The sequence below is a fragment of the Streptomyces sp. NPDC041940 genome, from assembly GCF_055589465.1.
Map to the genome: position 1 here is coordinate 207,501 of NZ_JBVJBP010000002.1, position 23,378 is coordinate 230,878.

The following is a 23,378-nucleotide window of genomic DNA, read 5'->3' on the forward strand; positions in this document are numbered from 1 at the left end:
CGCCTCGGGCAGGCTCGGCGCGTGCAACCCCGCCAGGAAGCGCTTCAGCGAGAGGAGTAGCGCCCCAGACCTAGGCGGGCCCCTCCTCCGCCGATGGGGTAGGAGAGCCCCTTGTGTTGTGTGCCCTGGAAGTGCCCTGAGGGTCACCCGGTAAGCCTACCTTTGCAGGTCGGAGTGGGTATGTTGCCACTTCGCCTCGTACTGCATACCGGCGGGGATCGCGGCCACGGACTTGGCGAGCATGGGCAGCACGGGGGGCATCACCGGGAGATCCATGCCTTGACTCTAAGAGCCGCCCGCTGGCTCCGCTTGTTGAGCGGGCTACGAAAGCCGCAGGTCAGGGCGAGATCCCGGGGAGCTGCGGATGCGCGGCCCCGACCCGGGCGACACACTGGACCGTGGCGTGTTCCGATCAGGGAGGGGGACGAGGAGGAGCCGCATGGGCTTCGACCAGCATCCGCCGACGTGGCTCTTCTCGGGGGCCGACGACGCCCTGCTGTCGATCGTGTCCGACGCGCCGACGGAGGCCGTCGAGAAAGCCCACGAGTACAAGATCCTCCGCAATGTCCTGGACGGCACGTCCGCCGCGGTGGCCATCCTGGACGAACGGCTGCGCTATCGGTACGTCAACGACGCCATGGCCCGGATGAGCGGAGTGCCGCCCGACGCGTTCCACGGCCGGACCATCGCCGAGGTCCTGCCGGACATCCACCGGTCGGAGGACACCCTGCGCATGATCCTCGGCGACGGCCGGCCCCGGACGCTGTCCGTCACCGGCACGACGTACGTGAGTTCGCCGTTCAGACGCCGGCAGTGGAGCGCGGTGTACCACCGGCTCCAGGACGGCGACCGGGTTCTCGGGCTGTGCGGCATCGCGGTGGAGGTCAGCGGACTGCGCCAGTACCTGGACGACCTGGAGCGGGACCACCAGCGGCTGGCCCTGCTGGACACCGCCACCACACGGGTGGGAACGACCCTGTGTGTCGAGAAGACCTGTACCGAGCTGGCCGAGTTCGTCGTGCCGAGCCTGGCCGACCGGGCGTCCGTGCGGATCGTGGACACGGAGGGGGCCGACGACCTGCCGCCGCCGGCTCCCGGCGTCCTCCGGCTGCGCATCATGGCCTCGGCGGGCGGCCCGGACATCGTCGCCCGCATCGGACTGACCGCGAAGAGCGGCTACTACTTCGACGTCCCGCGCGACTCGCCGGTCCGGAGCTGCCTGGACACCGGCCGCCCGTGGGTCGGGAACCTGGCCTCGGACGACGTGCTGCTTAAGATGCTGCGCACACCACTCGACCTGGAGGTGGTCCGCGAACTCGGGGTCCACTCCATCGTCGTGGTCCCGCTGCCGACACGGGAGCACCCGGTCGGTGTCCTGTACCTGCTCCGGGCCGGCGATTCCGCGCCGTTCACCGACGAGGACGTGGTGGTGGCCCAGGAACTGGCCGCCCGTGCCGCCGTCGCCATCGACAACGCCCGGCAGTACACCCTCGAACACAGCATGGCCCTGGAACTCCAACGCGCCCTGCTGTCCGAGCCCGGCGGCCCCCACCCCGACATCGAGACCGCCTCCCGCTACCTCCCCGCCGGGCAGCGCGCCCTCGTCGGCGGGGACTGGTTCGACTCGATGGCCCTGCCCTGCGGCCGCACCCTCCAGGTGATGGGCGACGTCATGGGCCACGGCTTCACCGCCGCCGTCGCCATGAGCCAGTACCGCTCCCTGCTGCGCACCATCGCCGCCTCCGGAGCCCCCGTCGAACGGATCCTCCAGGAGGCCGACCACCGGCTGGCGAGCATCGGCCTCGACCGGGTGGCCACCTGTCTGCTCGCCCTCGTCGACCCCGGCCGGGGCACCTGCACCTTCGCCGGCGCCGGACACCCGCCGCCCGTGCTGCTGCACCCCGACGCCCCGGCCGAACTCGTGCACGTCCCGACCGGGCCGCCCCTCGGCACCGACATCGGCGGCTACGAGGCAGTGACCCTTCCGGTGCGGCCCGGAACCGTGCTGCTCATGTACACCGACGGTCTGATCGAGGACCGCCGCAGGGACATCGACGCCTCGCTGCGCCGCCTGACCCATCTGCGCCTCGACCTCGACGGCTCCCTGGAGAGCGTCGTCGACGCGCTCCTCGCCCGCCTCGTGCACGGCACCACCGAGGACGACGTCACCCTGCTCGCCACCCGTCTGCGCGCCCGGTGACGCCCGAACGCTCCGCATGCGAGGCCCACGCGCTGCGCCTACCGTGGCGAGCATGGGTGACGCGGTGGAACTGGAGGCGGGAGGCCGGACCGTACGGCTGTCCAGCCCGGACAAGATGTTCTTCCCGGAGCGCGGCTTCACCAAGCTGGACCTCGCCCGCTACTACATCGCCGTCGGCCCCGGCATCCTGCGCGCCCTGCGCGACCGGCCCACGACCCTGGAGCGCTACCCCGAGGGGCTGAACGGCGAGAACTTCTTCCAGAAACGGGCGCCCAAGAACATGCCCGACTGGATCCCGACCGCGCACATCACCTTCCCCAGCGGCCGCAGCGCCGACGAGATGTGCCCCACCGAGGTCGGAGCGGTGGTGTGGGCCGCCCAGTTCGGCACCCTCACCTTCCACCCCTGGCCGGTTCGCCGCGACGACGTCGACCACCCGGACGAACTCCGCATCGACCTCGACCCGCAGCCCGGCACCGACTACGACGACGCCGCCCGCGCCGCCCACGAACTGAGGGCGGTGCTCGACGAGTTCGGCGGACTGCGCGGCTTCCCCAAGACCTCGGGCGGCCGGGGCCTGCACGTCTTCGTGCCCATCGAACCGCGCTGGACCTTCACCCAGGTCCGGCGCGCCGCCATCGCCGTCGGCCGGGAGCTGGAGAGGCGCATGCCGGACCAGGTCACCATCAAGTGGTGGAAGGAGGAGCGGGGCAGCCGCATCTTCGTCGACTACAACCAGACGGCACGCGACCGCACGATCGCCTCCGCCTACTCGGTACGGCCCCGCCCGCACGCCCCCGTCTCCGCGCCCCTGAGCTGGGACGAGGTGGGGGTCGCGCACCCCCAGGACTTCGACCTCGCGACCATGCCCGCGCGCTTCGCCGAACTCGGCGACGTGCACGCGGACATGGACGACCACCGCTACTCGCTGGAGACCCTGCTCGACCTCGCCCGCCGCGACGAGCACGACCACGGGCTGGGGGACCTGCCGTACCCGCCCGAGTATCCGAAGATGCCGGGAGAACCGAGGCGGGTACAGCCGAGCAGGGCCAGGAAGGCGCCCGAAGGGCCTACAACTCCTTGATCCGGATGTCCCGGTACGACACCACATCCGTCGTGCCGTGCACCTGGAGCCCGAGGTAGCCGGAGGCGAACCGCCGTCCGTCCGTGCCCGGGTCGTCCGAGCGGGGCGGGGTGAACGCCTGGCCGCCGGTGTTGTCGAACTCGTTGATCAGCACACCGTTGCGGTACACCGAGTAGTGCTGGTCGACCACCCGGATCTCGTAGTCGTTCCAGGTGCCCTTCTGGGTCACGCCGGCACCGGCGAGCCCCACCCGGTCGAAGCCGTAGACCGACCCCGTCTTGTACATGTCGCCGTCGGGCCGGTCGAGCACCTGCACCTCGTGCCCGTACTTGATGGCGACCCACTCCGGCCGTGACTCCTCCGGGTGGTCGTGGACCCAGGGGAAGCGCACGAACACACCGGAGTTGGCGCTGCCCGTGCCCGGCGCGTCGTCACGCCACTGGAGCTTCAGCGAGAAATCGCCGTACTTGCGCTCCGGGAACCACAGCATGCCCATGCCGGGCGTGGTGGTGCTGGAGGTGATCGTCCCGTCGGCGTTCAGCCCGAACGAACCGCCGCCCACCTGGCGCCACTTGGCCAGCGACTCCGCGCTGCCGTCGAAGAGCGCGCGATAGCCCTCGGTCTGCCCCGGCTTGCCGATGCCGGACTGGCGGGCGGCCTTCCGGACGGCGTTGTACTCGCGCTGGTCGAGCACGCCCTCCTTGAGCAGCGCGTCGAGGACGGACGTCACATGCTTGAGGAACAGCGCGTGGGACGTCCACTCCTTCTCGTCCTCGATCAGCTCGCCGATCCGGCACCGGTTATCGGTCACCCGGTTGCGCACTCCGGAGTCGACCGAGCCGACGATCACCGTCAACCGCTCGTCGTACTCCGGGCAGTCGGGCGCGGGGACCTGCCCGGAGACGACCGTGAAGGTCACGGTGCGCGCCGCCGCGGTGTTGCCGGCCTTGTCGCTCGCCCGGTAGGCCACCGTGTGCCCGCCGGCCCGGTCGACCACCACGGGGGCCGAGTAGACGAGATACGGCCCGCCGTCGAGCGAGTACTCGATCCTCTCGACGCCCGAGCCGTGCGCGTCGGTCGCCGTGACGGTCACCCGCGCGCTGTTGACGTACGCCCCGGCGGAATTCTTCGTACCGTCCACGGTCACACCCGTCACCGGCGGCGTGGTGTCCTGCGGCGGTGCCGCGACGACCTTGAACTGCACGCTCTTCTCGGCCGCGACGTTGCCCGCCTTGTCGGTGGCGCGGTAGCGGACGGTGTGGGTGCCGACCTGGTGCACCATCACCGGCGCGGTGTACGGCTGCCAGGCGCCGGTGCCGACCGCGTACTCGATCGTGTTGACGCCGGAACCCGTGTCGGAGGCGGAGACGGTGACCGTCGCCATGTCGATGTACGCCCCGTCGGGATCGCGCTCACCGCTCACCGTCGCCGAGGTCTCCGGCGCGGTGGTGTCGTCCGACTGCGGCGCCACGACCGTGAACACGGCGCTTTTCTCGGTGGAGACGTTCCCCGCCTTGTCGAAGGCGCGATAGCGGACCTTGTGGGCGCCGACCTGGTCGACGACGACCGGCGCGGTGTACGGCTGCCAGGCACCCGTGTCACCGATCGCGTACTCGATCCTCTCGACGCCCGAGCCGCCCTCGTCGGTCGCGTGCAGCGCCACGCTCGCCGAGCCGACGTACTCGCCCTGCGTGTTCTGCGTCCCGCTCACATGGGCCGACGCCTCGGGCGCCGTGGTGTCCTCGCCGGTGCCCTCGGTCACGGTGAGAATGCCCTGCATCTGGCCGTGGCCGGGGATCGTGCAGTGGTAGAAGTACCGGCCGGGCGTGAGCGTGACCTGGGCGGTGTACTTGCCGCCCTGGGCGTCGTTCGGGTTGGCCATGATGTTGAGCTGCACGTCGTCGTTGAACTCGGGATCGCTCGTCACGAACGTCAGCGTGTGCGGCATGCCCGTGGTGTTGCCGGTGGCCACGCTGTTCTCGAACACGATCGTGGCCGTGCCCGCGACCGCCGTCTTCGGCGCCGAGAGGTATTTGTCGATGTCGTTGCCGGCCGTCCAGGTGAGGACCTGTTCGGCGGCCTTCGCCTTCGGCTGCCCGGACGCCGGCATCGCCTGCACGCCGAGCATCACGAGCAGGGCGGCCAGCAGGGCGGCCCAGATTCTTCGGTGCCGGATCACTCGGTCCCCCTCGCCAGCTGGTCGGCGGCCGGGGTCGGCCCGCCGCCCTTGTAGGTGACCCGCCACAGGGCCGACCTGGAGTCCGAGGTGAAGAAGCCGCGGCCGTAGTCGAGGACGTACAGCGCACCGTCCGGACCGAACCTCCAGTCCATGAGGTTCTTGATGCCGTCGTTGCCGATCGGCACGATCTTCTTCAGCGACTCCGAGTGCACCGGCAGACCGCCGTCGCCCTGCGTCTTCGGGTCCATGACCACCGCGTTGCGCGGCTGGTCGGCGTCGTAGAAGTCACCGACGAACCACTTGCCGTCCCAGTACGCGGGCCACTTGGCCGCGCTCGTGCTGCCGGCGTCGTACCGGTAGACCGGCCCGTTCATCGCGGCCTGACCGCCGCCCTTCAGCCAGGGCAGCCGGTACGTCGCCTCCTCCGGCTTGTACGAGGGGACACCGTTCGCGTCCCTCGGGTAGTCCGGCGCCCCGCCCTGCGGCGAGTACCAGATGTTGTTGCCGGTGACGGGCGGCAGATTGACCAGGCCGTCGTTGTTCGGCGACTCGTTCTTCGGGCGGTCGCAGTCGTACCAGCCCAGCGGCTTGGACGGATCGGGCAGATTGCGGTCGCGGTAGGGCTGCTTGTTGCCCATGCAGTACGGCCAGCCGCGGTTGCTCGCCTTGGTGATGGCGGCGAACGTGTCGTACTTGGCCGGACCCCAGGTCGTCGAGGGCGCGCCCGCGTCCGGGCCGACCCAGCCCGCGTAGAGCACGTCGGTCGACTTGTCGACGAAGATACGCGCGGGGTTCCTGACCCCCATCACATAGATCTCGCCGCGGGTCTTGCCGCCGCCCTCGTCGGTCTCCTTCCCGGTGAAGAGGTTGCCCTCGGGAAGCGTGAACGTCCCGTCCTGCTCCGGGTGGATGCGCAGGATCTTGCCGTTGAGGTTGTTGGTGTTGCCGGCGGTACGGCGCGCGTCCGCGAAGGAGACGCCCTTGTAGTTCGGCTGAGGGTTGTTGCCCGAGTAACCGGAGCTGAACCCGCTGGAGTTGTTGTCACCGGTGGCGATGTAGAGATTGCCCTTCGAGTCCCAGGCCATCCCGCCGCCCGAGTGGCAGCAACTGTGAATCTGCACCGGCCACTTCAGCAGCACCTTCTCACTGGCCAGGTCCAGCTTGTTGGTGGCCTGGTCGAGCGTGAAGCGGGAGACGCGACGCTCGGCCATCCGGGTGTCGCGGTTGATCCCGGAGTGGGGCGTGTAGTGGAGATACACCCAGCCGTTCTGCGCGAACCCCGGGTCCAGCTCGATACCGAGCAGCCCTTCCTCGACCTTGATCAGCTCGTCGCCGCCGCCCTTGTTGCCGAAGACGGTGAGCGCACCCGCGAGCGTGACCTGCTTGGTCTTCGGGTCGTAGACGTGGATCTCGCCCTTGCCCTTGCCGATGTCGGGGTTGTTCCAGTCCGTGACCACCGGCTGCGAGGAGTCGGCGCCGCCCCGGCCGATGTAGAACACCCGGCCGTCGGGCGCGGTGACCAGCCCGTGCGGTTCGCCGATCTGGTCGTTCTGCCCCGGCTGGTTGGGCTTGGTCAGCCGTTCCGCCTGGTAGTTGGCGTTGATGGTCGCCTTGCAGTCGGCCTGCTCCAGCCGGGTCGTCCACAGCAGCGCGCCGCGCAGATGGGCACGGAAGTCGGTCTCGTCGTACGACGACACCGTGCCGCCCATGCCGGTGTAGAAGGAGCGGCCGCCGTCGTAGTCACGGCACCAGCTGACCGGGTGGTCCCAGCCGTTGGCGCCCGTCCCGGGCTGGTAGCTCGACTCCCGTACCCGGGCCACCGTATGCACGTCACCCGACGGGTTCTTCGCCCAGTTCAGCCACTTGTCCGGGTGCTTCCACTGCACCGGCAGGTCCTTGGTGGCCGGGTGCCTGCGGTCGCCGACCTCGACGGTCGCCCGCTGCGCGGCCGAGGGGCTCGACGCGGCCGGGCGGGCTCCCACCAGTCCGGTGAACCAGTCGGAGTACGGCTCCGCGCGCGCCGCGTCATGAAGGCCGACGAACCCGCCGCCGGCCTCCATGTACGCCTCAAGGCCCGCCTCCTGCTCCGCGTCGAGGACATCGCCCCCGCCGGTCAGGAACACGATCGTGTTGAAGCGGCCGAGCCTCGTCTCGTCGGTGAACACCGAGGCGTCGGCCGTGGCCTGGACCTTGAAGCGGCGGTTCGCCGGGCCCGAGAGCCCGATCTTCTCGATCGCCTCGATCCCGGCGTTCACGACCGGGGACTCCTCCCCGGCCGCCGCGGAACCGTGGAAGAGCAGCACTCGTACATTCGCGCCGCCCGGCGGCGACTTGATCGACATCGTTGTCAGCGGGGGTTCCGGATACGGTCTCGCGTTCGCGGCCGGCCCTGACAGCAGTCCGGCGGTCACGACTCCGGCGGCCACGGAGGCCGCCCAGACACGTCTTCCCTTGCTCAACCCTCGTAAGTGCATGGGCACCTCCTCGGTCACAGCAACACCGCCAAGGAAGCTAAACCCCTTTGCTCGGCTCGCCAATACCTATGACCGGGATGGCTCCAACTTTGTCTTGAGTGTGGATAAACGGGAGCGCGGCCGGTACCGTCGCACAGGTTCATCACAGGTACGCCTCTGTAAAAGCCTTACCAGGGTGGGGAGTTCCGCATGGACAGACGCAGCTTCAACCGGCGGGTCCTGCTGGGCGGCGCGGCCGTCGCGACATCGTTGTCGGTGGCGCCGGAGGCCGTGAGCGTCGACGGACCGGCGAAGACGGCACCCGCCGGCGGCGAGGTGAAGCGCATCAAGCTGTACGCCGAGAAGCTCGCCGACGGCCAGATGGGCTACGGCCTGGAGCAGGGCAAGGCGAGCGTCCCCGGCCCGCTGATCGAGCTCAACGAAGGCGACACCCTGCACGTCGAGTTCGAGAACACCATGGACGTGGCGGTGAGTCTGCACGTCCACGGCCTGGACTACGAGATCACCAGCGACGGCACGAAGATGAACCGCAGCCATGTCGAACCGGGTGGCACCCGCACCTACACCTGGCGCACCCACGCCCCCGGCCGCCGCAAGGACGGCACCTGGCGGGCGGGCAGCGCGGGTTACTGGCACTACCACGACCATGTCGTCGGCACGGAACACGGCACGGTGGGACTGCAGAAAGGCCTGTTCGGCGCCGTCATCGTCCGCCGCAAGGGAGACGTCCTGCCCGACCGGACGCACACGGTCGTCTTCAACGACATGCGCATCAACAACAAGCCGCCGCACTCCGGGCCGAACTTCGAGGCCACGGTGGGGGATCGCGTCGAGTTCGCCGTGATCACGCACGGCGAGTTCTACCACACGTTCCATATGCACGGTCATCGCTGGGCGGACAACCGCACCGGCATGCTGACCGGCCCAGACGACCCCAGCCAGGTCATCGACAACAAGATCACCGGACCGGCCGACTCCTTCGGCTTCCAGGTGATCGCGGGGGAGGGGGTCGGCGCCGGGGCCTGGATGTACCACTGCCATGTGCAGAGCCACTCCGACATGGGAATGGTGGGGCTGTTCCTCGTGAAGAAGCCGGACGGGACGATCCCCGGGTACGAGCCGCACGAGCACGGGCGACACGAAGGGGAGCAGCAGGCGCACGAGCACTGAGGGACGCGGGGCGAGAGCGCTCTCACCACCTCTCGCTCCCGGGGCTATCCTGATCCGCAACCGCAGATGAGGAGCCCCGAAGTGACCGACACCGCGCCGCGTCCCACTCTGGAGGCCGTGGCCGCCCGGGCCGGTGTCTCGCGGGCCACCGTCTCGCGCGTGGTCAACGGCGGGGACGGGGTGCGGGACGTTCTCGTGGAGCGGGTCCGCAAGGCCGTGGACGAACTCGGGTACGTGCCCAACCAGGCCGCCCGTTCCCTGGTGACCCGGCGGCACGACGCGATCGCGGTCGTCGTCGCCGAACCGGAGACCCGGGTCTTCGCCGACCCGTTCTTCGCGCTCCAGCTGCGCGGCATCAGCAAGGAGCTCACGGCCCACGACAACCAGCTCGTCCTGCTGCTCACGGAGGGCCGGGACGATCATGCCCGGGTCGGCCGGTATCTGGCCGGCGGGCATGTCGACGGGGCCCTCGTCTTCTCCCTGCATCTCGACGACCCGCTGCCGGAGCTGATCCAGCGGGCGGGCATTCCCACCGTCTTCGGCGGCCGGCCCGGCTGGAGCGGCGACCGGCAGGGCGTGGTGTACGTCGACAGCGACAACCGCGGCGGTGCCCGCGACGCCGTCCGCCACCTGGCCGGCCTCGGCCGCACCCGGATCGCGCACATCACCGGCGCACTCGACCAGACCTCGGCGGCGGACCGGCTCGACGGCTACCGGGACGTCATGGCCGACGCCGACCCGCGGCTGATCGCCGAGGGCGACTTCACCCCGGCCGGGGGAGAGCGCGCGATGCGCGAACTCCTCGACCGCTGCCCGGACGTGGACGCGGTGTTCGCCGCCAACGACCTCACCGCCTCCGGTGCCCTGCGCGTCCTGCGCGAGTCCGGCCGCCGCGTCCCCGACGACATCGCGGTGATCGGCTTCGACGACATGCTGCCCGTCGCGGAACAGACCGACCCGCCCCTCACGACGGTCCGTCAGGACATCGAGGAGATGGGCCGCCTGATGGCCCGCCTGCTGCTGCGCGACCTCGACCGAGGCACCCCACACCCGGCCTCGGACGAGGGCGCCGGAGACACGCCCTCCAGCGTGGTCCTGCCGACGACGCTGGTCCGGCGGGCGTCGGCGTAGCCGGTCGGCGCGGTGGGGGAACGGGGCTGCCCCAGCCGCGCCGGGAGCCGGGCCGGCCTGCGTCACTCCGGGATGCGGAGCGGCGCCGGTCGGTCGGCACCTCGCCGGGGGGCGGGGTGGCCCGGGCCGGCCGGCACCGCGCGCGGTCAAGGTCCGGCTCCCGGTGCGGGTGGCGCCACGCCAAGAGCCGGTGGCCCGGGCCGGCCGGCACCTCGCCGGGGGACGGGATGGCCCGGGGCGACCGGCACCGCGCCCAGGACATGGTTCGGCCGGGGCGCGACCGGAATCACGCCAGGGGTCGGCCTCAGGTCACGTGCGGCTCGCTGCGGATCACCGCGAAGCGCGCCCCGTACGGGTCGGCGAGCTTGGCGAGGCGGCCGACGCCCGGCAGGTCCGTGGCGGGCAGGCGGATCGTGGCGCCCCGCTCCCGGGCCCGGGCGACGAGGGCGTCAGGGTCGGTGACCTCGAAGTACGGCAGCCAGTACGCCTCCTCCTCGACCGGGTCGTCGGCCAGCGCCACGACGCCACCGAACATGGCGTCCTCGGGCTCTCCGGCGGGGACGAAGGTGGTGTAGGCGCCGCCGGGGAACTCGACGCCGAAGGTCTCCAGGCCGAGCACGGACTGGTAGAAGGCGGCCGAGGCGGGGACGTCGGCGGTGTACAGCTCCACCCAGCACAGCGAACCGTGCTCCTGGACGACGTCCAGGCCCTTGTTCCGGCCCGGCTGCCACAGGCCGAACGAGACCCCCGCCCGGTCGGCGAGGATCGCCATGCGCCCCAGGTCCAGCACGTCCATCGGCCGCACCAGCACCGAGCCGCGCGCCTGCCCGGTCGCCTTCGCCGTGGCGTCCGCGTCCGGGGCCTGGAAGTACACCGTCCAGGAGGGCGGGCCCTGCTCCGGCGTGGTCTGCATGCCGCCGGCGGCGGTTCTGCCGCCGAGCTGGAAGAGACCGTACCCTCCGACCTCGGGGTCGCCCGGCTGGAACGCCCAGCCGAACAGGTCCCCGTAGAAGGCGGCGGCACCGTCGATGTCGGGGGTGCCGACATCGATCCAGTTCGGAGCGCCGGTGACATAACGGGTGGTGAGCATGGCCGCCCTCCTCGCACAGGGTCCCGTCGTCTCTCTGCCGAGTCTCGCACCGCCCACTGACAACCGCCGCCGGAGCACCCGCCGGGGCGTGGTGCGCGACGTTCCCGCGCGCCGCCGTGCGTCGGCTCGTCGAAGAGGTGATGATCGGAGCGGCCGGGGCATGAACGCGGTGTTGATCCCGCGTTGATCGAACGTTTTTCGCCGCCCGCGAGGCTTCTGGTCATGCACATCGACACCATCACCTCGCCCGAACTCGCCTGGCAGCAGGAAGCGTTGTGTGCGCAGACCGGGGCGGACTTCTTCTTCCCCGAACCGGGCAGTTCGGTGCGGGAGGCGAAGCGGATCTGCGGCCTGTGCCCGATCCGTACGGAGTGCCTCGAGTACGCGCTGGACAACGACGAGCGTTTCGGCGTCTGGGGCGGCATGTCGGAGAAGGAACGGCTGGAGCTGCGGCGCAGGTCGAGCTAGCAGGCCGGTCGCACGCGAGAGCCCCCTGGCAGAGGACGTCCTGCCAGGGGGCACGGCGTGTGGATCGGTCTACCGGGTCAGGCCCCGGCCGCCCGGGCCGCCATGCGGGCCTTGCGCGCGGCCAGCTTCTCGTCGAACTTCGACGCCTCGGAGTCCAGGCCGCCCATGAACAGGCCCAGTTCCTCCTGCGCCTTGCGGCCCTCGGGGCCCAGGCCGTCGATCTCCATGATCTTCAGGAAGCGCAGCACGGGCTGGAGCACGTCGTCGTGGTGGATGCGCATGTTGTAGACCTCGCCGATCGCCATCTGCGCGGCGGCCCGCTCGAAGCCGGGGATGCCGTGACCGGGCATCCGGAAGTTCACGACCACGTCCCGCACCGCCTGCATCGTCAGGTCGGGCGCGAGCTGGAACGCCGACTTGAGCAGGTTGCGGTAGAAGACCATGTGCAGGTTCTCGTCGGTCGCGATACGGGCCAGCATGCGGTCGCAGACCGGGTCACCGGACTGGTGGCCGGTGTTGCGGTGCGAGATGCGGGTGGCCAGCTCCTGGAAGGCGACATAGGCGATGGAGTGCAGCATCGAGTGGCGGTTGTCCGACTCGAAGCCCTCGCTCATGTGGGACATGCGGAACTGCTCCAGCTTGTCCGGGTCCACGGCGCGCGAGGTGAGCAGGTAGTCCCGCATCACGATGCCGTGCCGGCCCTCCTCCGCCGTCCAGCGGTGCACCCAGGTGCCCCAGGCGCCGTCACGGCCGAAGAGCGAGGCGATCTCGTGGTGGTAGCTGGGGAGGTTGTCCTCGGTCAGAAGATTGACGATGAGTGCGATGCGGCCGATCTCGGTGACCTGGGACTGCTCCTTCTCCCACGCCTCGCCGTCCTCGAAGAAGCCGGGGAAGTTGCGCCCGTCGCTCCACGGCACGTACTCGTGCGGCATCCAGTCCTTGGTGACCTGCAGATGCCGGTTGAGTTCCTTCTCGACCACTTCCTCCAGCGCGTACAGCAGCTGGGCGTCGGTCCAGGCGCCGGCGGGGCTGCCGAGATGGGGAGTGGCGATCGTCATGGACTCTCCAGGGGACGTGCGTACGAGCGGCGAGCGGTAACTTACGGAATCGTAGGCTACGTTTCCGTAGGTTACGAGGCCGTAGGTTAAGAACGCTGTAAAGGCCGCTGATCAGCGGGTCGCTCGTGCGCCCGGCGACCTCCCCGGACCCGCAGGTCGAGGTCCGGAAGAGTGAGTCGCCGACCCGGTCAGGCGTACAACTCCCGCAGCCGCACCGAGAGGCATGTCACACATCCCTCGAGCTTCTCGAACTCGCTGATGTCCACGACGACCGGTTCGTACCCGAGATCCGAGAACAGCTCCGCGGTCTTCGGTGCGCTCGCCGCCATCAGCAGTTTGTCACCGCCGAGCAGGACCACGTGCGCGCCGGCCTCCTCGGGCACCGGCAGGAAGCGCGCGAACAGCGACGGCGTGTCCATCTTCGGGATGTGCCCGATGACCGTGCCGTCGGGCAGCGCCGTGACCGCCGACTTCAGGTGCAGCACCTTGCTCACCGGTGCGGCGACGACCCGCGCGCCCAGCGGCTCGAACGCGGCCCGCAGCTGCTGGACCCCGGCGGCGTTGGTGCGCCCGCCCCGGCCCACGTACACGGTGTCGCCGATCTTCAGGACGTCGCCGCCCTCCAGGGTGCCCGGCTCCCAGATCCAGTTCACCGAGCAGCCCAGACCGGCCACGGCCTCCTCGACCCCGGCGGTCTCCGCACGCCGGGACTCGGCGCCCGGGCGCGCGATCAGCGCCACGTTCCGGTACATCACGACCGTGTCCTCGACGAACACCGAGTCCGGGCAGTCGTCGGCCGGATCCACCTCGATGGTGTCCCAGCCGTGCGCGCGCAGGGCCGTCACGTACGCCTCCCACTGCTCGACCGCGAGGTCGGCGTCGACCCTCTCCCGCTCGATGTGCGTCACCAGCCCCTCGGCAAGACGTGGGCTGGGGCGGCGGACGAGGGCCTTCTTGCTGGGCACGAGCGTGACTCCGTATCGGATGGGACGTGTCGGGACCGCACCGACGGGGCCCCCGGGATCGACCGGAACGCGTCGGGCGTCAGCCGACCATGATGCAGGGCGATCCGGCCGGACGACACCCCTCCCCGAAGGGAAGGGGATGCCTGACCGGACGCGGCGACGTTGCGTGTCGCATCCTCATGCCACCGGAGCTAGGCGGGAAAACCGACAGCCTCCGGCGTGATCTCCTTCAGTTCTCCGTCCTCCAGCCGCAGCCAGCGTGTGATGCCGATCGACTCGAGGAACGGCAGGTCGTGACTGGCCACGATCAGCGCCCCCTCATAGGACTCCAGGGCCGTGGTCAGCTGCCGCACGCTCGCCATGTCGAGGTTGTTGGTCGGCTCGTCGAGCATGAGCAGCTGCGGGGCGGGCTCCGCCAGCATCAGCGCGGCCAGCGCCGCCCGGAAGCGCTCGCCGCCGGACAGCGTCGCCGCCTTCTGGTCGGCCCGGGCGCCCCGGAACAGGAAGCGGGCCAGCCGCGCCCGGATCCGGTTGTTGGTGGCGTCCGGCGCGAACCGGGCCACGTTCTCGGCGACGGTCAGCTCCCCGTCGAGAACGTCGAGCCGCTGTGGCAGGAACCGCAACGGCACATGCGTCCGTACGTCGCCCGACTCCGGATCCAGCTCGCCGGTGATCGTGCGCAGCAGCGTGGTCTTGCCCGAACCGTTGCGCCCGATCAGCGCGACCCGCTCGGGACCGCGCAGGTCGAAGCCGCCCTCCACACGGGCGCCGTACCGGAGCCCGAGATCCTGGAGGGTGAGGACGGTACGCCCCGGCGGCACGGCCGTGTAGGGCAGGTCGACACGGATCTCGTCGTCGTCCCGTACGGCCTCCACCGCCTCGTCGAGCCGCTCCCTGGCCTCGGCGAGCCTCTCCTCGTGCATGATGCGGTGCTTGCCCGCGGACTCCTGCGCCGCGCGCTTGCGCGCCCCCATGACGATCTTCGGCTCGCGCTTCTGTTCGAACATCTTCTGTCCGTACCGCTTGCGGCGAGCCAGCTTGACCTGGGCGTCGGCCAGTTCGCGCTTCTGTTTGCGGAAGTCGGACTCGGCGACGCGCACCATGCGCTCGGCCGCCTCCTGTTCGACCGACAGGGCCTCCTCGTAGTCGGAGAAATTGCCCCCGTACCAGGTGATCTCCCCGGAGCGCAGATCCGCGATCTGGTCGACGAGGTCCAGGAGCTCACGGTCGTGGCTGACGACGACCATCACACCCGGCCAGGACTGGACGGCCGCGTACAGCCGCCTGCGCGCGTACAGGTCGAGGTTGTTGGTCGGCTCGTCCAGCAGCAGCACCTCGGGTCGGCGCAGCAGCAGCGCGGCCAGTCGCAGCAGGACCGACTCGCCGCCCGAGACCTCGCCGACGGTGCGGTCCAACTCGACGTGCCCGAGCCCGAGTTCGCCCAGGGTGGCGAGGGCGCGCTCCTCGACGTCCCAGTCGTCGCCGACGGTCTCGAAGTGCGCCTCGGCCACGTCGCCCGCCTCGATGGCGTGCAGCGCGGCCCGCTGTGCGGCGATGCCGAGCGCCTGGTCGACGCGCAGGGTGGTGTCGAGCGTGACGTTCTGCGGGAGGTAGCCGACCTCGCCGGCCACCCGGACGGCGCCGTCGGCGGGTGCGAGCTCACCGGCGATCAGCTTCAACAGGGTCGACTTCCCCGACCCGTTGACGCCGACCAGGCCGGTCCGGCCCGGGCCGAACGCGACGTCCAGGCCCTCGAAGACGGAGGAACCGTCGGGCCAGGTGAAGGACAGGGAGGCGGCAGTGATGGAAATAGGCATGCGGGGCCTCTTTCGCGGTTGCTTGATGCGGTCAGGGGCAAACGCGTATCGAGACACCTGCGACCAGGGAGGAGGGACTCCACAGGCATGAGAAAAGCCCTGCACCGGAGGACGGCTCAGTCGCCGAGGTCGCACGCAGCGCACACACCTGATGTGTGTGACGCGGTGTCTCAGGACCTCAGACGAGCAACGTCCTTCTCCTATCGGCGGCAACAGGACGCTTTCCAAATTACGAGGGGTCCTCGGGCCTGTCAACGAATTAACGTGCGGCCCGAGCGCCCCGAGGAGGCCCCGTGACCGACGGCCCGCTCTCGCTGCCGGCCCGGCTCTGCCTGCTGGCCTGGGACTCCGCGTGTCCGCCGGCCGCCGACGCCGGCCGCCTGGCCGGCCTGGTGCGGGCCGGTGCCCTCACCGAACTGGCCCAGCGCGGCCTGCTCACCGACGAGGACGGCATCGCCACGCCGGTCGACCTCGACGCGCGCGCCGGTGACGCGGTCCTCGACGGGCTGCTGGAACTGGTCCGCGAGTCGTGCCCGCACTCCTGGCGGACCTGGGTGACCCTGCGGGCCCGGGTGACCCTCGACGCCGTACGGGAGCAGCTCGTGGCCGGGGGGTATCTGCGGGCGGAGAAGAGGCGGGTCCTCGGCGTGTTCCCCTCCGTCGACCACACCCTGGAGCGGGTCACCGCCGTGGAGGCGCTGCGGGAGGAGGTGCGGCGGATCCTCCGGGGACCGTCACCCGTCGCCGAGACCTCCTGGTGCGACGCGGCGCTCGTCGCCCTCGCCGCGGCGGCGGACCTGCTGTCCGAGCCGGACGTCCGCGCCCACGAGCAGCGCGTCGAGGAGCTGACCGAGCGCGCCGGGGCGGCAGCGCCCGGGCTGCGGAAGATCGTGCGCGAGGTGCGTACGGCGGTGGCCGCCACGGTGACGGCGTCCGCTCTGCCCTGACCACGTGCAGGTCGGATTCCTGCCGGCCACGGTCCCCGTCCCGCTGCTCGGGTTGCCCTCATGACGAACCAGAACGACCGCGCCTCGGCCTTCCTGGCGACGACCAGCGCTGGGCTCGTCTGGGCGCTGGGCGCGCCGGACGGTGAACGGGTGGACCGCGACACGGCCCTCGAAGCGGTCGCCCGCATCACCGGCGCCGCCACCGTCCCCGTGACCGCGGACATCGAGAGCGGCTGGGCCGACGACGCCGCCGACGACGCCGCGGGCGTCGCCGCCACCGTCCGGGCGGTCCTCGCGGCGGGAGCGGTGGGGGTGAACATCGAGGACGCGCTGTACGGCGCCGGCGCGGGTGGTCCGCTGCGGGACGTGGAAGGGCAGGCCGAGCGGATCGCCGCCGCGTACCGTGCCGCCGGTGCCGACGGGATCTTCGTCCCCGGGGCCGTCGACCCGGGGATCGTGAAGGAACTCGTGGACGGCGTCGACAGGCCGCTGAACGTCATGGCGGGCCCTGGCGCACAGCCGGTCGCCGAACTCGCCGCCCTGGGAGTGGCTCGTGTCAGTGTGGGCTCGGGCCTCGCCCAGGCCGCCCACGCCCTGGTCCGCCGAGCCGCGCGGGAGCTGCTGAACACGGGGACATACGGGTCACTCGCGGACGCTCGGGACTACGGCGAGGTCAACGCCCTGCTGGAGCAGGGGCGTCAGCTCAGCACGCGTCGCGCATCAGCTCCGCGAGGCCGTGGTCCAGATCCAGCTGGAGGTGCTCGAGACCGACCGGCACGAGCTCGCTCGTGGCCTCCAGGAACCGGCGCACCTCACTGGAGCGGACATGCACGACGGCGGTGCCCTCGGGGGCGTGGAACTCCAGCACGGTGCGGTCGTACCCGTACGGCCGCACCCGCACGTCCCCGTGTCCCTCGGCCTCCTTCAGGCCCGCGGAGAGCAGCTCGCGGGAGAACGTCCAGCAGACCTCGACGCCCTCCAGCGTGGCCGGGGCGGGGAAGGTCATGCGGACGGCGAACGGGTCACGTCGGTCGTAGTGGAGCGTCGCGGGAATGCTCGGCATTCGCGGCGCGGCGGCGACGAGACGGGCCTCCACGGGCTGCTCGATGACGATGGACAACGCCTTGCTCCCTTGTGACGGCTGGACGGACTTCCGGCCGGATGAGGCCGGGCATTGGAAGAGACGCCGGATTCAGCCAATCCGTGCACATGAAGTGCGAGTGACCTCCGTCACCGCGTTCATGCACCGGAGTGACGTGACTCTCCTCATGTGCCACGGCGGGCACTTGTGGCGCCCACCGGAACACCCGCCGCCTCCGTGAGGCCGTCTGGACGGCGACCGGACCGTGGGCTAGCTTCCCCGGCCATGAGGCGCTTGGGGAGCACGCGACGTACGGGACGAACACGGCGCAGGGTGACCGCTGCGGCGGCGTGCGCGGCGGCACTTGCCGCCCTGACCGCCGTACCGGCGCAGGCGCACGAGCCGGAGCGCCGGGTGCCGCACTGGGAACTGAAGGACACCGGCACCCCGGAGACACGGTTCCGCGGCCTCGCCGCCGTCAGCCGGAACACCGCCTGGCTCGCCGGGACCGGCGGCACCGTCCTGCGCACCACCGACGGCGGGGCGAGCTGGCGGAACGTCTCGCCCCCGGGCGCGGCGGAGTTGCAGTTCCGGGACGTCGAGGCGTTCGACGCGCGCCGGGCCGTGGTCCTGGCCATCGGCGAGGGCGAGGCGTCCCGGGTGTACCGGACCGACGACGGCGGGGCGACCTGGACGGAGTCGTTCCGCAACACCGACCCGAAGGCCTTCTACGACTGCCTCGCCTTCTTCGACCCCCGCCACGGCCTCGCCATGAGCGACCCGGTGGACGGGAAGTTCCGCATCCTGTCGACCGGTGACGGCGGCCGTACCTGGAAGGTGCTGCCGAACGCGGGCATGCCGGCCGCGCAGGAGGGCGAGGCCGGATTCGCGGCGAGCGGCCAGTGTCTGGTCACCTCCGGGCCGAAGGACGTCTGGCTCGCCACCGGCGGGGCCGCACGCGCGCGGGTGCTGCACTCCGGCGACCGGGGGCACACCTGGACGGCCACCGACACGGCCCTCCCGGCGGGCGACCCGGCCCGCGGTGTCTTCGCGCTGGCCTTCCGCGACCGCGCCCACGGCCTCGCCGTCGGCGGTGACTTCCGCCCCGACCAGCCCTCCCCGCAGGCCGCCGCTCGCACCCCCGACGGCGGCCGCACCTGGCGCCCCGCCGCCACACCCCCGCCCGCCTACCGCTCCGGCGTCGCCTGGCTCCCGCACAGCCGCACCGCCGCCCTCGCCGTCGGCCCCACCGGCACCGACCTCACCACGGACGGCGGCCGCACCTGGCGCACGGTCGATACCGGTTCCTACGACACCGTCGACTGCACCCCCGACCGAGGCTGCTGGGCCGCCGGCGAGAAGGGCCGGGCCGCCCGCCTGGAGCACTGAGCATGCGGACCGCCCTGATCGTTGGCAACGTGGGTACCCGTTCACTGTCGTGAAAGGAAGTGAGCGGTGATGCCACGCGGTTCGAGCCCCAAGCGGGAGCGTCAGTACGAGCACATCAAGGAGAGTGCGCGGGACCGGGGCGAGAGCACCGGCCGCGCCGAGGAGATCGCCGCGCGGACGGTGAACAAGGAACGCGCCCGCTCCGGCGAGTCGAAGACGGCCAGCCGCACCTCGACGGAGGACATGTCCTCCGGCAAGCGCGGCGGCCAGCGGTCCGGGAAGGGCGCCCAGGGGCCCACCTACGACCAGCTCTACCAGGAGGCCAAGCGCAAGGGCGTCGAGGGCCGTTCGAGCATGAACAAGAGCCAGTTGCAGCGCGCACTGAACAAGTGAGGCGCGTGCCTCCCGAGGCCGGCCGGACTCCCTGGCCCCGCCGGCCTTCGCGCTGCCCGTAGGCTCGGGCCCACCATGACGACCGTACGCATCCCCGAAGACTGGCCCGCGAACGAGGAACAGGCCCGCGCCGTCCAGGACGAACTGCGCGAGCGCGTGATCCTCGACGAATCCGGACCGCCGCCGGGAACAGGCCATGTGACGGGGGTCGACGTGGCCTACGACGACGAACGGGACGTCGTCGCGGCGGCCGCGGTCGTCCTGGACGCGTCGAGCCTCGAGGTCGTCGCGCAGGCCACGGCGGTGGGCCGCGTCTCCTTCCCCTATGTGCCCGGTCTGCTCGCCTTCCGCGAGATCCCCACGGTCCTGGCCGCCCTCGACGCCCTGCCGGTCCCGCCGGGCCTGGTGGTCTGCGACGGCTACGGCCTCGCCCACCCCCGCCGCTTCGGCCTCGCCAGCCACCTCGGCGTCCTGACCGGCCTCCCCACGATCGGCGTCGCCAAGAACCCGTTCACCTTCGCCTACGACGACCCGGACACCCCGCGCGGCAGTGTCTCCGCGCTGCTCGCCGGCTCCGAGGAGGTCGGCCGCGCTCTGCGCACCCGGGAGGCCGTCAAGCCGGTCTTCGTCTCGGTCGGCCACCGCGTGACACTCGACGGCGCCTGCGCCCACACCCTCGCCCTGACCCCCGAGTACCGCCTCCCGGAGACCACCCGCAGAGCGGACGCCCTCTGCCGCGAGGCCCTGCGGGAGACCTGCTCGTCCTGACCGCCCGCACGACTGCGGCGGTGTGATCTGAGTACCGGCTCTGAGTACCCGTACGGATGTCCGGCCCCCGCCGGGGTCGGCAGGCTGGGGCGCATGACAACGCACCGCGCTCCCAAGCCTGTTGCCGGACCGACCCAGACGGTCGAGCGGGCCGTCACGGTCGGGCTGGTCCTCGCCGTGCTGGCCGGTCTCGCCTGGATCGCCGGGATGATCTACACCATCGCCGAGTGGCCGCTGTAGACCCGAACCCGTCTCAGCGGGCCGACGCGACGCGGAAGCGGATGCCCGCCGCGCGCAGCCGGTCGATCAGCGCGTCGCCCATCGCCGCCGCCGTGGTGACCTGGCCCGCCGTCTTCGGCAGCTCGTCGAAGGCCAGGCACAGCGCCGACTCGGCGAGCATCTTCGCCGTCTCGTCGTACCCCGGATCGCCGCCCGAGACCTCCGTGTACACCCGCCGGCCGCCGCCCTCGCCCACGAAGCGCAGGGAGAACCAGCTCTTCGCCCGCTTCTCGGGGCTCGGCCCCTCCCCGGGCTTGAGCCGGTCCGACAACCAGCGCCGCGCGGGCGGCACCTGGGCCGCCGCGACCAGCGCTCCGACGGCCGCGACCCCGCCCACCGCTATGGGCAGGTGCCGGACGGCCGCGTACTGCCGGTAGCGGAAGTCCGGGCCGTACCGCTCGAGGGCGGCCGCCGAACGCCGCACGATCTGCGGGTCGATGGTCGGCATCGGCAGCGCCCAGGCGCCGACCTCCTTGGCGAACCGAGGCGTACCCGTCGGCGCGGAGACCCGCCGTCCCACCAGCCGCGGCTCGTGCCGCCGCCGGTCCCGCACGGCCGCCGCCATCTCCCGCTGCCGCGCGAACTGGTTCAGGGCCGAGTTGAAGGTGCCGCCCGAGAAGGCCGCGTCGGCGGTCACGAAGCCGTCCACGGTCAGCGGCACGTCCTCGGGCAGCTGCTGGACGGTGAAGTACACGCCCAGATCGTGCGGGATCGAGTCGAAGCCGGCGGCGTGCACCAGCCGTGCCCCGGTCTCCCGCGCGCGTGCGTCGTGCCGGACGTACATCAGGTCCACGAACTCCGGCTCGCCGCACAGGTCGAGGTAGTCCGTCCCGGTGTCCGCGCAGGCGGCGACCAGCTCCTCGCCGTAGGTCACGTACGGGCCGACCGTCGTGGCCACCACGCGCGCCTGCTCGGCGAGAGCGCGCAGCGAGGCCGGGTCGGTGACGTCCGCCCGCAGCACGTCCACCTTCGCATCGCCCGGCAGCCCCTCCCGTAGCCGCTCCAGCTTCTCCGCGCTGCGTCCCGCGATCGCCCAGCGCAGCCCGTCCGGCGCGTGCGCGGCCAGATATTCGGCGGTGAGCGCTCCGGCGAAACTGGTGGCTCCGAAGAGCACGATGTCGTACGGACGGTCCGTCCTGTTCAGCCTGCTCATGACACCCCTCGGTCGTGCAGCCCGTGCCGCTGTCGGTGGCCGAGGCTAGCGTGAGGGGTGCGGTGCCCGACGACGAGCCCGGAGGAACGACGATGGCCGTGCCCAGGAATGCCCTGAAGAAGTGGGAGAAAGTGCGCGAGTTCGCGCTGGGGCTGCCGGGTGCCGTCGAGGAGTTCCCGTGGGGCGAGTCCGTCGCGAAGGTCAACAAGAAGGTGTTCGTCTTCCTCGGCGTCCAGGACGGCAGCTACCCCCTGGGTGTGACGGTGAAGCTCAAGGACGAGACGGCCCACGCCCACGCCCTGTCCAGCCCTGGCGCCGAGCCCGCCGGTTACGGCCTGGGGAAGGCCGGCTGGGTGAGCATCCCCCTGGAGCGGCAGGGCGCCCCGGCCGCGGAGATGCTCTGCGACTGGGTGGAGGAGAGCTACCGGGTGATCGCGCCGAAACGGCTGATAGCGGAACTGGACGGGGACTGACTCCGTCAGGCAGATTACTAAGCGCTTGCTCTCTTCAGGTCTTGTGCCGATCGGAACGCGTTCTTAGCATCACTGGTGTTACATCGGTTGTGTCACAGCACTGGGGGCTGGATGACCACGGCAAGGACGCCAGGACACGGCCCGCTCACCGGCGTACGCGTCGTCGAGCTGGCCGGCATCGGGCCCGGCCCGTTCGCCGCCATGCTCCTGGCCGACCTCGGGGCCGACGTCGTGCGCGTGGACCGCCCCGGCGGCCCCGGACTCGCGATCGACCCGGCGTACGACGTCACCAACCGCAACAAGCGCTCGGTGGTCGTCGACCTGAAGTCCCCGGACGGCCCCGGCCGGGTGCTCGACCTCGCCGCCCGCGCCGACATCCTGGTCGAGGGCTACCGCCCCGGTGTCGCCGAGCGCCTGGGCGTCGGCCCCGAGGCCTGCCACGCCCGCAACCCTCGTCTCGTCTACGGCCGGATGACGGGCTGGGGGCAGGACGGCCCGCTCGCCGAGCGCGCCGGGCACGACATCGCGTACATCGCCCCCACCGGCACGCTCGGCATGATCGGACGGCCGGACGAGCCGCCGGCCGTCCCGGCCAACCTGCTCGGCGACTACGCGGGCGGCTCCCTGTACCTCGTCGTCGGAGTCCTGGCCGCCCTGAACCACGCCCGCGCGAGCGGCACCGGCCAGGTCGTCGACGCCGCCATCGTCGACGGCACCGCCCACCTCGCCACGATGATCCACGGCATGCTCGCCGCCGGCGGCTGGCAGGACCGCCGCGGCGCCAACCTCCTGGACGGCGGTTGCCCGTACTACGGGACGTACGAGACGGCCGACGGCCTGCACATGGCCGTCGGCGCCCTGGAGCCGCAGTTCTACGAGGAGTTCCTGAGCCTCCTCGGCATCGAGGACCACGTCTCGGCCCGCAAGGACGTCACCCGGTGGGGCGAACTGCGCGAACAGATCGCGGTCCGCTTCAAGACCCGGACGAGGGACGAGTGGACGGCCGTCTTCGAGGGCTCCGACGCGTGCGTGGCGCCCGTTCTGTCCCTGCGCGAGGCCCCGCACCACCCGCATCTCGCCGCGCGCGGCACCTTCACCGACCACGGCGGTATCACCCAGCCCGCCCCGGCCCCCCGTTTCTCCGCGACCCCGACCTCCGTCCGCACCGGCCCGGCGCGGCCGGGCGCAGACACGGCGGACGTCGCCCGGGACTGGGACGTCCCCGGGCTCCTCCCAGCGTTCCGCAACCCTCAGTGAAA

The 23,378-nt window shown here is 71.3% G+C and carries 20 protein-coding genes and 1 pseudogene; 13 read left to right on the top strand and 8 right to left on the bottom strand.

Translation table 11 applies throughout. The annotated features are described in order from the left end of the window. Positions 1–439 precede the first annotated feature (439 nt). Both ACZ6I3_RS05600 and ligD read left to right on the top strand, forming a co-directional pair. Positions 440–2,200 (top strand): SpoIIE family protein phosphatase, encoded by a 1,761-nt coding sequence (locus ACZ6I3_RS05600; protein ID WP_469411994.1) that lies wholly within the window; start codon positions 440–442, stop codon positions 2,198–2,200. A gap of 52 nt (positions 2,201–2,252) precedes the next feature. After that, a complete protein-coding gene (gene ligD / locus ACZ6I3_RS05605) occupies positions 2,253–3,284 on the top strand; it encodes a non-homologous end-joining DNA ligase (protein WP_469411996.1) in 1,032 nt (343 codons plus the stop codon). On the opposite strand, the gene ACZ6I3_RS05610 is transcribed toward ligD, so the two are convergent. Both ACZ6I3_RS05610 and ACZ6I3_RS05615 read right to left on the bottom strand, forming a co-directional pair. After that, positions 3,271–5,412 (bottom strand): OmpL47-type beta-barrel domain-containing protein, encoded by a 2,142-nt coding sequence (locus ACZ6I3_RS05610; protein WP_469412471.1) that lies wholly within the window; start codon positions 5,410–5,412, stop codon positions 3,271–3,273. The genes ligD and ACZ6I3_RS05610 overlap by 14 nt on opposite strands. 47 nt (positions 5,413–5,459) lie before the next feature. Beyond that, complete coding sequence (locus ACZ6I3_RS05615; RefSeq protein WP_469411997.1) at positions 5,460–7,937, bottom strand: ThuA domain-containing protein; 2,478 nt, start codon at positions 7,935–7,937, stop codon at positions 5,460–5,462. A gap of 189 nt (positions 7,938–8,126) precedes the next feature. Between ACZ6I3_RS05615 and ACZ6I3_RS05620 the strand changes: the two genes are divergently transcribed. Both ACZ6I3_RS05620 and ACZ6I3_RS05625 read left to right on the top strand, forming a co-directional pair. Then, positions 8,127–9,107 (top strand): multicopper oxidase domain-containing protein, encoded by a 981-nt coding sequence (locus tag ACZ6I3_RS05620; RefSeq protein ID WP_469411998.1) that lies wholly within the window; start codon positions 8,127–8,129, stop codon positions 9,105–9,107. Between the two features lie 81 nt (positions 9,108–9,188). Beyond that, entirely contained in the window at positions 9,189–10,238 is a 1,050-nt protein-coding gene (locus ACZ6I3_RS05625) for a LacI family DNA-binding transcriptional regulator (RefSeq protein ID WP_469411999.1), read from the top strand. A 304-nt stretch (positions 10,239–10,542) separates the two neighbouring features. Here ACZ6I3_RS05625 and ACZ6I3_RS05630 read toward each other — a convergent pair whose 3' ends face one another. Then, positions 10,543–11,328, bottom strand: coding sequence for a VOC family protein (locus ACZ6I3_RS05630; protein ID WP_469412001.1), 786 nt, complete (start codon positions 11,326–11,328; stop codon positions 10,543–10,545). A gap of 222 nt (positions 11,329–11,550) precedes the next feature. Between ACZ6I3_RS05630 and ACZ6I3_RS05635 the strand changes: the two genes are divergently transcribed. After that, a complete protein-coding gene (locus ACZ6I3_RS05635; protein ID WP_399016725.1) occupies positions 11,551–11,796 on the top strand; it encodes a WhiB family transcriptional regulator in 246 nt (81 codons plus the stop codon). 77 nt (positions 11,797–11,873) lie between these two features. Here ACZ6I3_RS05635 and ACZ6I3_RS05640 read toward each other — a convergent pair whose 3' ends face one another. The 3 genes from ACZ6I3_RS05640 to ACZ6I3_RS05650 all read right to left on the bottom strand — a co-directional run bounded on the left by ACZ6I3_RS05640 (position 11,874) and on the right by ACZ6I3_RS05650 (position 15,636). Next, complete coding sequence (locus ACZ6I3_RS05640; protein ID WP_469412002.1) at positions 11,874–12,854, bottom strand: acyl-ACP desaturase; 981 nt, start codon at positions 12,852–12,854, stop codon at positions 11,874–11,876. Positions 12,855–13,042: 188 nt separating this feature from the next. After that, positions 13,043–13,819: a dimethylargininase gene (gene ddaH, locus ACZ6I3_RS05645; RefSeq protein ID WP_469412004.1), complete on the bottom strand. Its 777-nt coding sequence runs from the start codon at positions 13,817–13,819 to the stop codon at positions 13,043–13,045. Between the two features lie 191 nt (positions 13,820–14,010). Beyond that, the gene (locus tag ACZ6I3_RS05650) at positions 14,011–15,636 is read right to left on the bottom strand and encodes an ABC-F family ATP-binding cassette domain-containing protein (protein ID WP_469412005.1); all 1,626 of its coding nucleotides are present in this window, start codon (positions 15,634–15,636) and stop codon (positions 14,011–14,013) included. 293 nt (positions 15,637–15,929) lie between these two features. Between ACZ6I3_RS05650 and ACZ6I3_RS05655 the strand changes: the two genes are divergently transcribed. Together ACZ6I3_RS05655 and ACZ6I3_RS05660 are read left to right on the top strand one after the other, a co-directional pair. Next, positions 15,930–16,583, top strand: a complete 654-nt coding sequence (locus ACZ6I3_RS05655; RefSeq protein ID WP_469412006.1) for a GOLPH3/VPS74 family protein — start codon at positions 15,930–15,932, stop codon at positions 16,581–16,583. A 15-nt stretch (positions 16,584–16,598) separates the two neighbouring features. Next, positions 16,599–17,282, top strand: a pseudogene (locus ACZ6I3_RS05660) (isocitrate lyase/phosphoenolpyruvate mutase family protein); the annotation flags it as partial. 4 nt (positions 17,283–17,286) lie between these two features. Here ACZ6I3_RS05660 and ssgD read toward each other — a convergent pair. Then, positions 17,287–17,703, bottom strand: coding sequence for a spore wall synthesis regulator SsgD (ssgD, locus tag ACZ6I3_RS05665; protein WP_469412007.1), 417 nt, complete (start codon positions 17,701–17,703; stop codon positions 17,287–17,289). 246 nt (positions 17,704–17,949) lie between these two features. Between ssgD and ACZ6I3_RS05670 the strand changes: the two genes are divergently transcribed. The 4 genes from ACZ6I3_RS05670 (at position 17,950) to mmpA (ending at position 20,454) form a co-directional block, all read left to right on the top strand. Next, entirely contained in the window at positions 17,950–19,053 is a 1,104-nt protein-coding gene (locus ACZ6I3_RS05670) for a WD40/YVTN/BNR-like repeat-containing protein (RefSeq protein WP_469412008.1), read from the top strand. Between the two features lie 69 nt (positions 19,054–19,122). Next, on the top strand, positions 19,123–19,446 hold the full coding sequence (locus ACZ6I3_RS05675; RefSeq protein ID WP_469412009.1) for a plasmid stabilization protein: 324 nt from the start codon (positions 19,123–19,125) through the stop codon (positions 19,444–19,446). Between the two features lie 75 nt (positions 19,447–19,521). Further along, entirely contained in the window at positions 19,522–20,214 is a 693-nt protein-coding gene (locus tag ACZ6I3_RS05680) for an endonuclease V (RefSeq protein WP_469412010.1), read from the top strand. Positions 20,215–20,307: 93 nt separating this feature from the next. Next, positions 20,308–20,454 carry a morphogenic membrane protein MmpA gene (mmpA, locus tag ACZ6I3_RS05685; RefSeq protein WP_469412011.1) on the top strand — a complete coding sequence of 49 codons (147 nt, stop codon included), beginning with the start codon at positions 20,308–20,310 and terminating at the stop codon, positions 20,452–20,454. Positions 20,455–20,467: 13 nt separating this feature from the next. Here mmpA and ACZ6I3_RS05690 read toward each other — a convergent pair whose 3' ends face one another. Then, entirely contained in the window at positions 20,468–21,646 is a 1,179-nt protein-coding gene (locus tag ACZ6I3_RS05690; RefSeq protein WP_469412012.1) for a saccharopine dehydrogenase family protein, read from the bottom strand. A 92-nt stretch (positions 21,647–21,738) separates the two neighbouring features. On the opposite strand from ACZ6I3_RS05690, the gene ACZ6I3_RS05695 reads away from it, so the two are divergent. Both ACZ6I3_RS05695 and ACZ6I3_RS05700 read left to right on the top strand, forming a co-directional pair. Next, the gene (locus tag ACZ6I3_RS05695; protein ID WP_435282654.1) at positions 21,739–22,119 is read left to right on the top strand and encodes an MmcQ/YjbR family DNA-binding protein; all 381 of its coding nucleotides are present in this window, start codon (positions 21,739–21,741) and stop codon (positions 22,117–22,119) included. 111 nt (positions 22,120–22,230) lie between these two features. Then, complete coding sequence (locus ACZ6I3_RS05700; RefSeq protein WP_469412013.1) at positions 22,231–23,376, top strand: CaiB/BaiF CoA transferase family protein; 1,146 nt, start codon at positions 22,231–22,233, stop codon at positions 23,374–23,376. Positions 23,377–23,378: the final 2 nt, after the last annotated feature.

What these genes read in the sequence shown, in the direction of transcription:
- ACZ6I3_RS05600 (WP_469411994.1), top strand. Translation starts at nt 440, where the DNA reads ATGGGCTTCGACCAGCATCCGCCGACGTGGCTCTTCTCGGGGGCCGAC.
- ligD (WP_469411996.1), top strand. Translation starts at nt 2,253, where the DNA reads ATGGGTGACGCGGTGGAACTGGAGGCGGGAGGCCGGACCGTACGGCTG.
- ACZ6I3_RS05610 (WP_469412471.1), bottom strand. Translation starts at nt 5,412, where the DNA reads ATGCTCGGCGTGCAGGCGATGCCGGCGTCCGGGCAGCCGAAGGCGAAG.
- ACZ6I3_RS05615 (WP_469411997.1), bottom strand. Translation starts at nt 7,937, where the DNA reads ATGCACTTACGAGGGTTGAGCAAGGGAAGACGTGTCTGGGCGGCCTCC.
- ACZ6I3_RS05620 (WP_469411998.1), top strand. Translation starts at nt 8,127, where the DNA reads ATGGACAGACGCAGCTTCAACCGGCGGGTCCTGCTGGGCGGCGCGGCC.
- ACZ6I3_RS05630 (WP_469412001.1), bottom strand. Translation starts at nt 11,328, where the DNA reads ATGCTCACCACCCGTTATGTCACCGGCGCTCCGAACTGGATCGATGTC.
- ACZ6I3_RS05635 (WP_399016725.1), top strand. Translation starts at nt 11,551, where the DNA reads ATGCACATCGACACCATCACCTCGCCCGAACTCGCCTGGCAGCAGGAA.
- ACZ6I3_RS05640 (WP_469412002.1), bottom strand. Translation starts at nt 12,854, where the DNA reads ATGACGATCGCCACTCCCCATCTCGGCAGCCCCGCCGGCGCCTGGACC.
- ACZ6I3_RS05650 (WP_469412005.1), bottom strand. Translation starts at nt 15,636, where the DNA reads ATGCCTATTTCCATCACTGCCGCCTCCCTGTCCTTCACCTGGCCCGAC.
- ACZ6I3_RS05670 (WP_469412008.1), top strand. Translation starts at nt 17,950, where the DNA reads ATGAGGCGCTTGGGGAGCACGCGACGTACGGGACGAACACGGCGCAGG.
- ACZ6I3_RS05675 (WP_469412009.1), top strand. Translation starts at nt 19,123, where the DNA reads ATGCCACGCGGTTCGAGCCCCAAGCGGGAGCGTCAGTACGAGCACATC.
- ACZ6I3_RS05680 (WP_469412010.1), top strand. Translation starts at nt 19,522, where the DNA reads ATGACGACCGTACGCATCCCCGAAGACTGGCCCGCGAACGAGGAACAG.
- mmpA (WP_469412011.1), top strand. Translation starts at nt 20,308, where the DNA reads ATGACAACGCACCGCGCTCCCAAGCCTGTTGCCGGACCGACCCAGACG.
- ACZ6I3_RS05690 (WP_469412012.1), bottom strand. Translation starts at nt 21,646, where the DNA reads ATGAGCAGGCTGAACAGGACGGACCGTCCGTACGACATCGTGCTCTTC.
- ACZ6I3_RS05695 (WP_435282654.1), top strand. Translation starts at nt 21,739, where the DNA reads ATGGCCGTGCCCAGGAATGCCCTGAAGAAGTGGGAGAAAGTGCGCGAG.
- ACZ6I3_RS05700 (WP_469412013.1), top strand. Translation starts at nt 22,231, where the DNA reads ATGACCACGGCAAGGACGCCAGGACACGGCCCGCTCACCGGCGTACGC.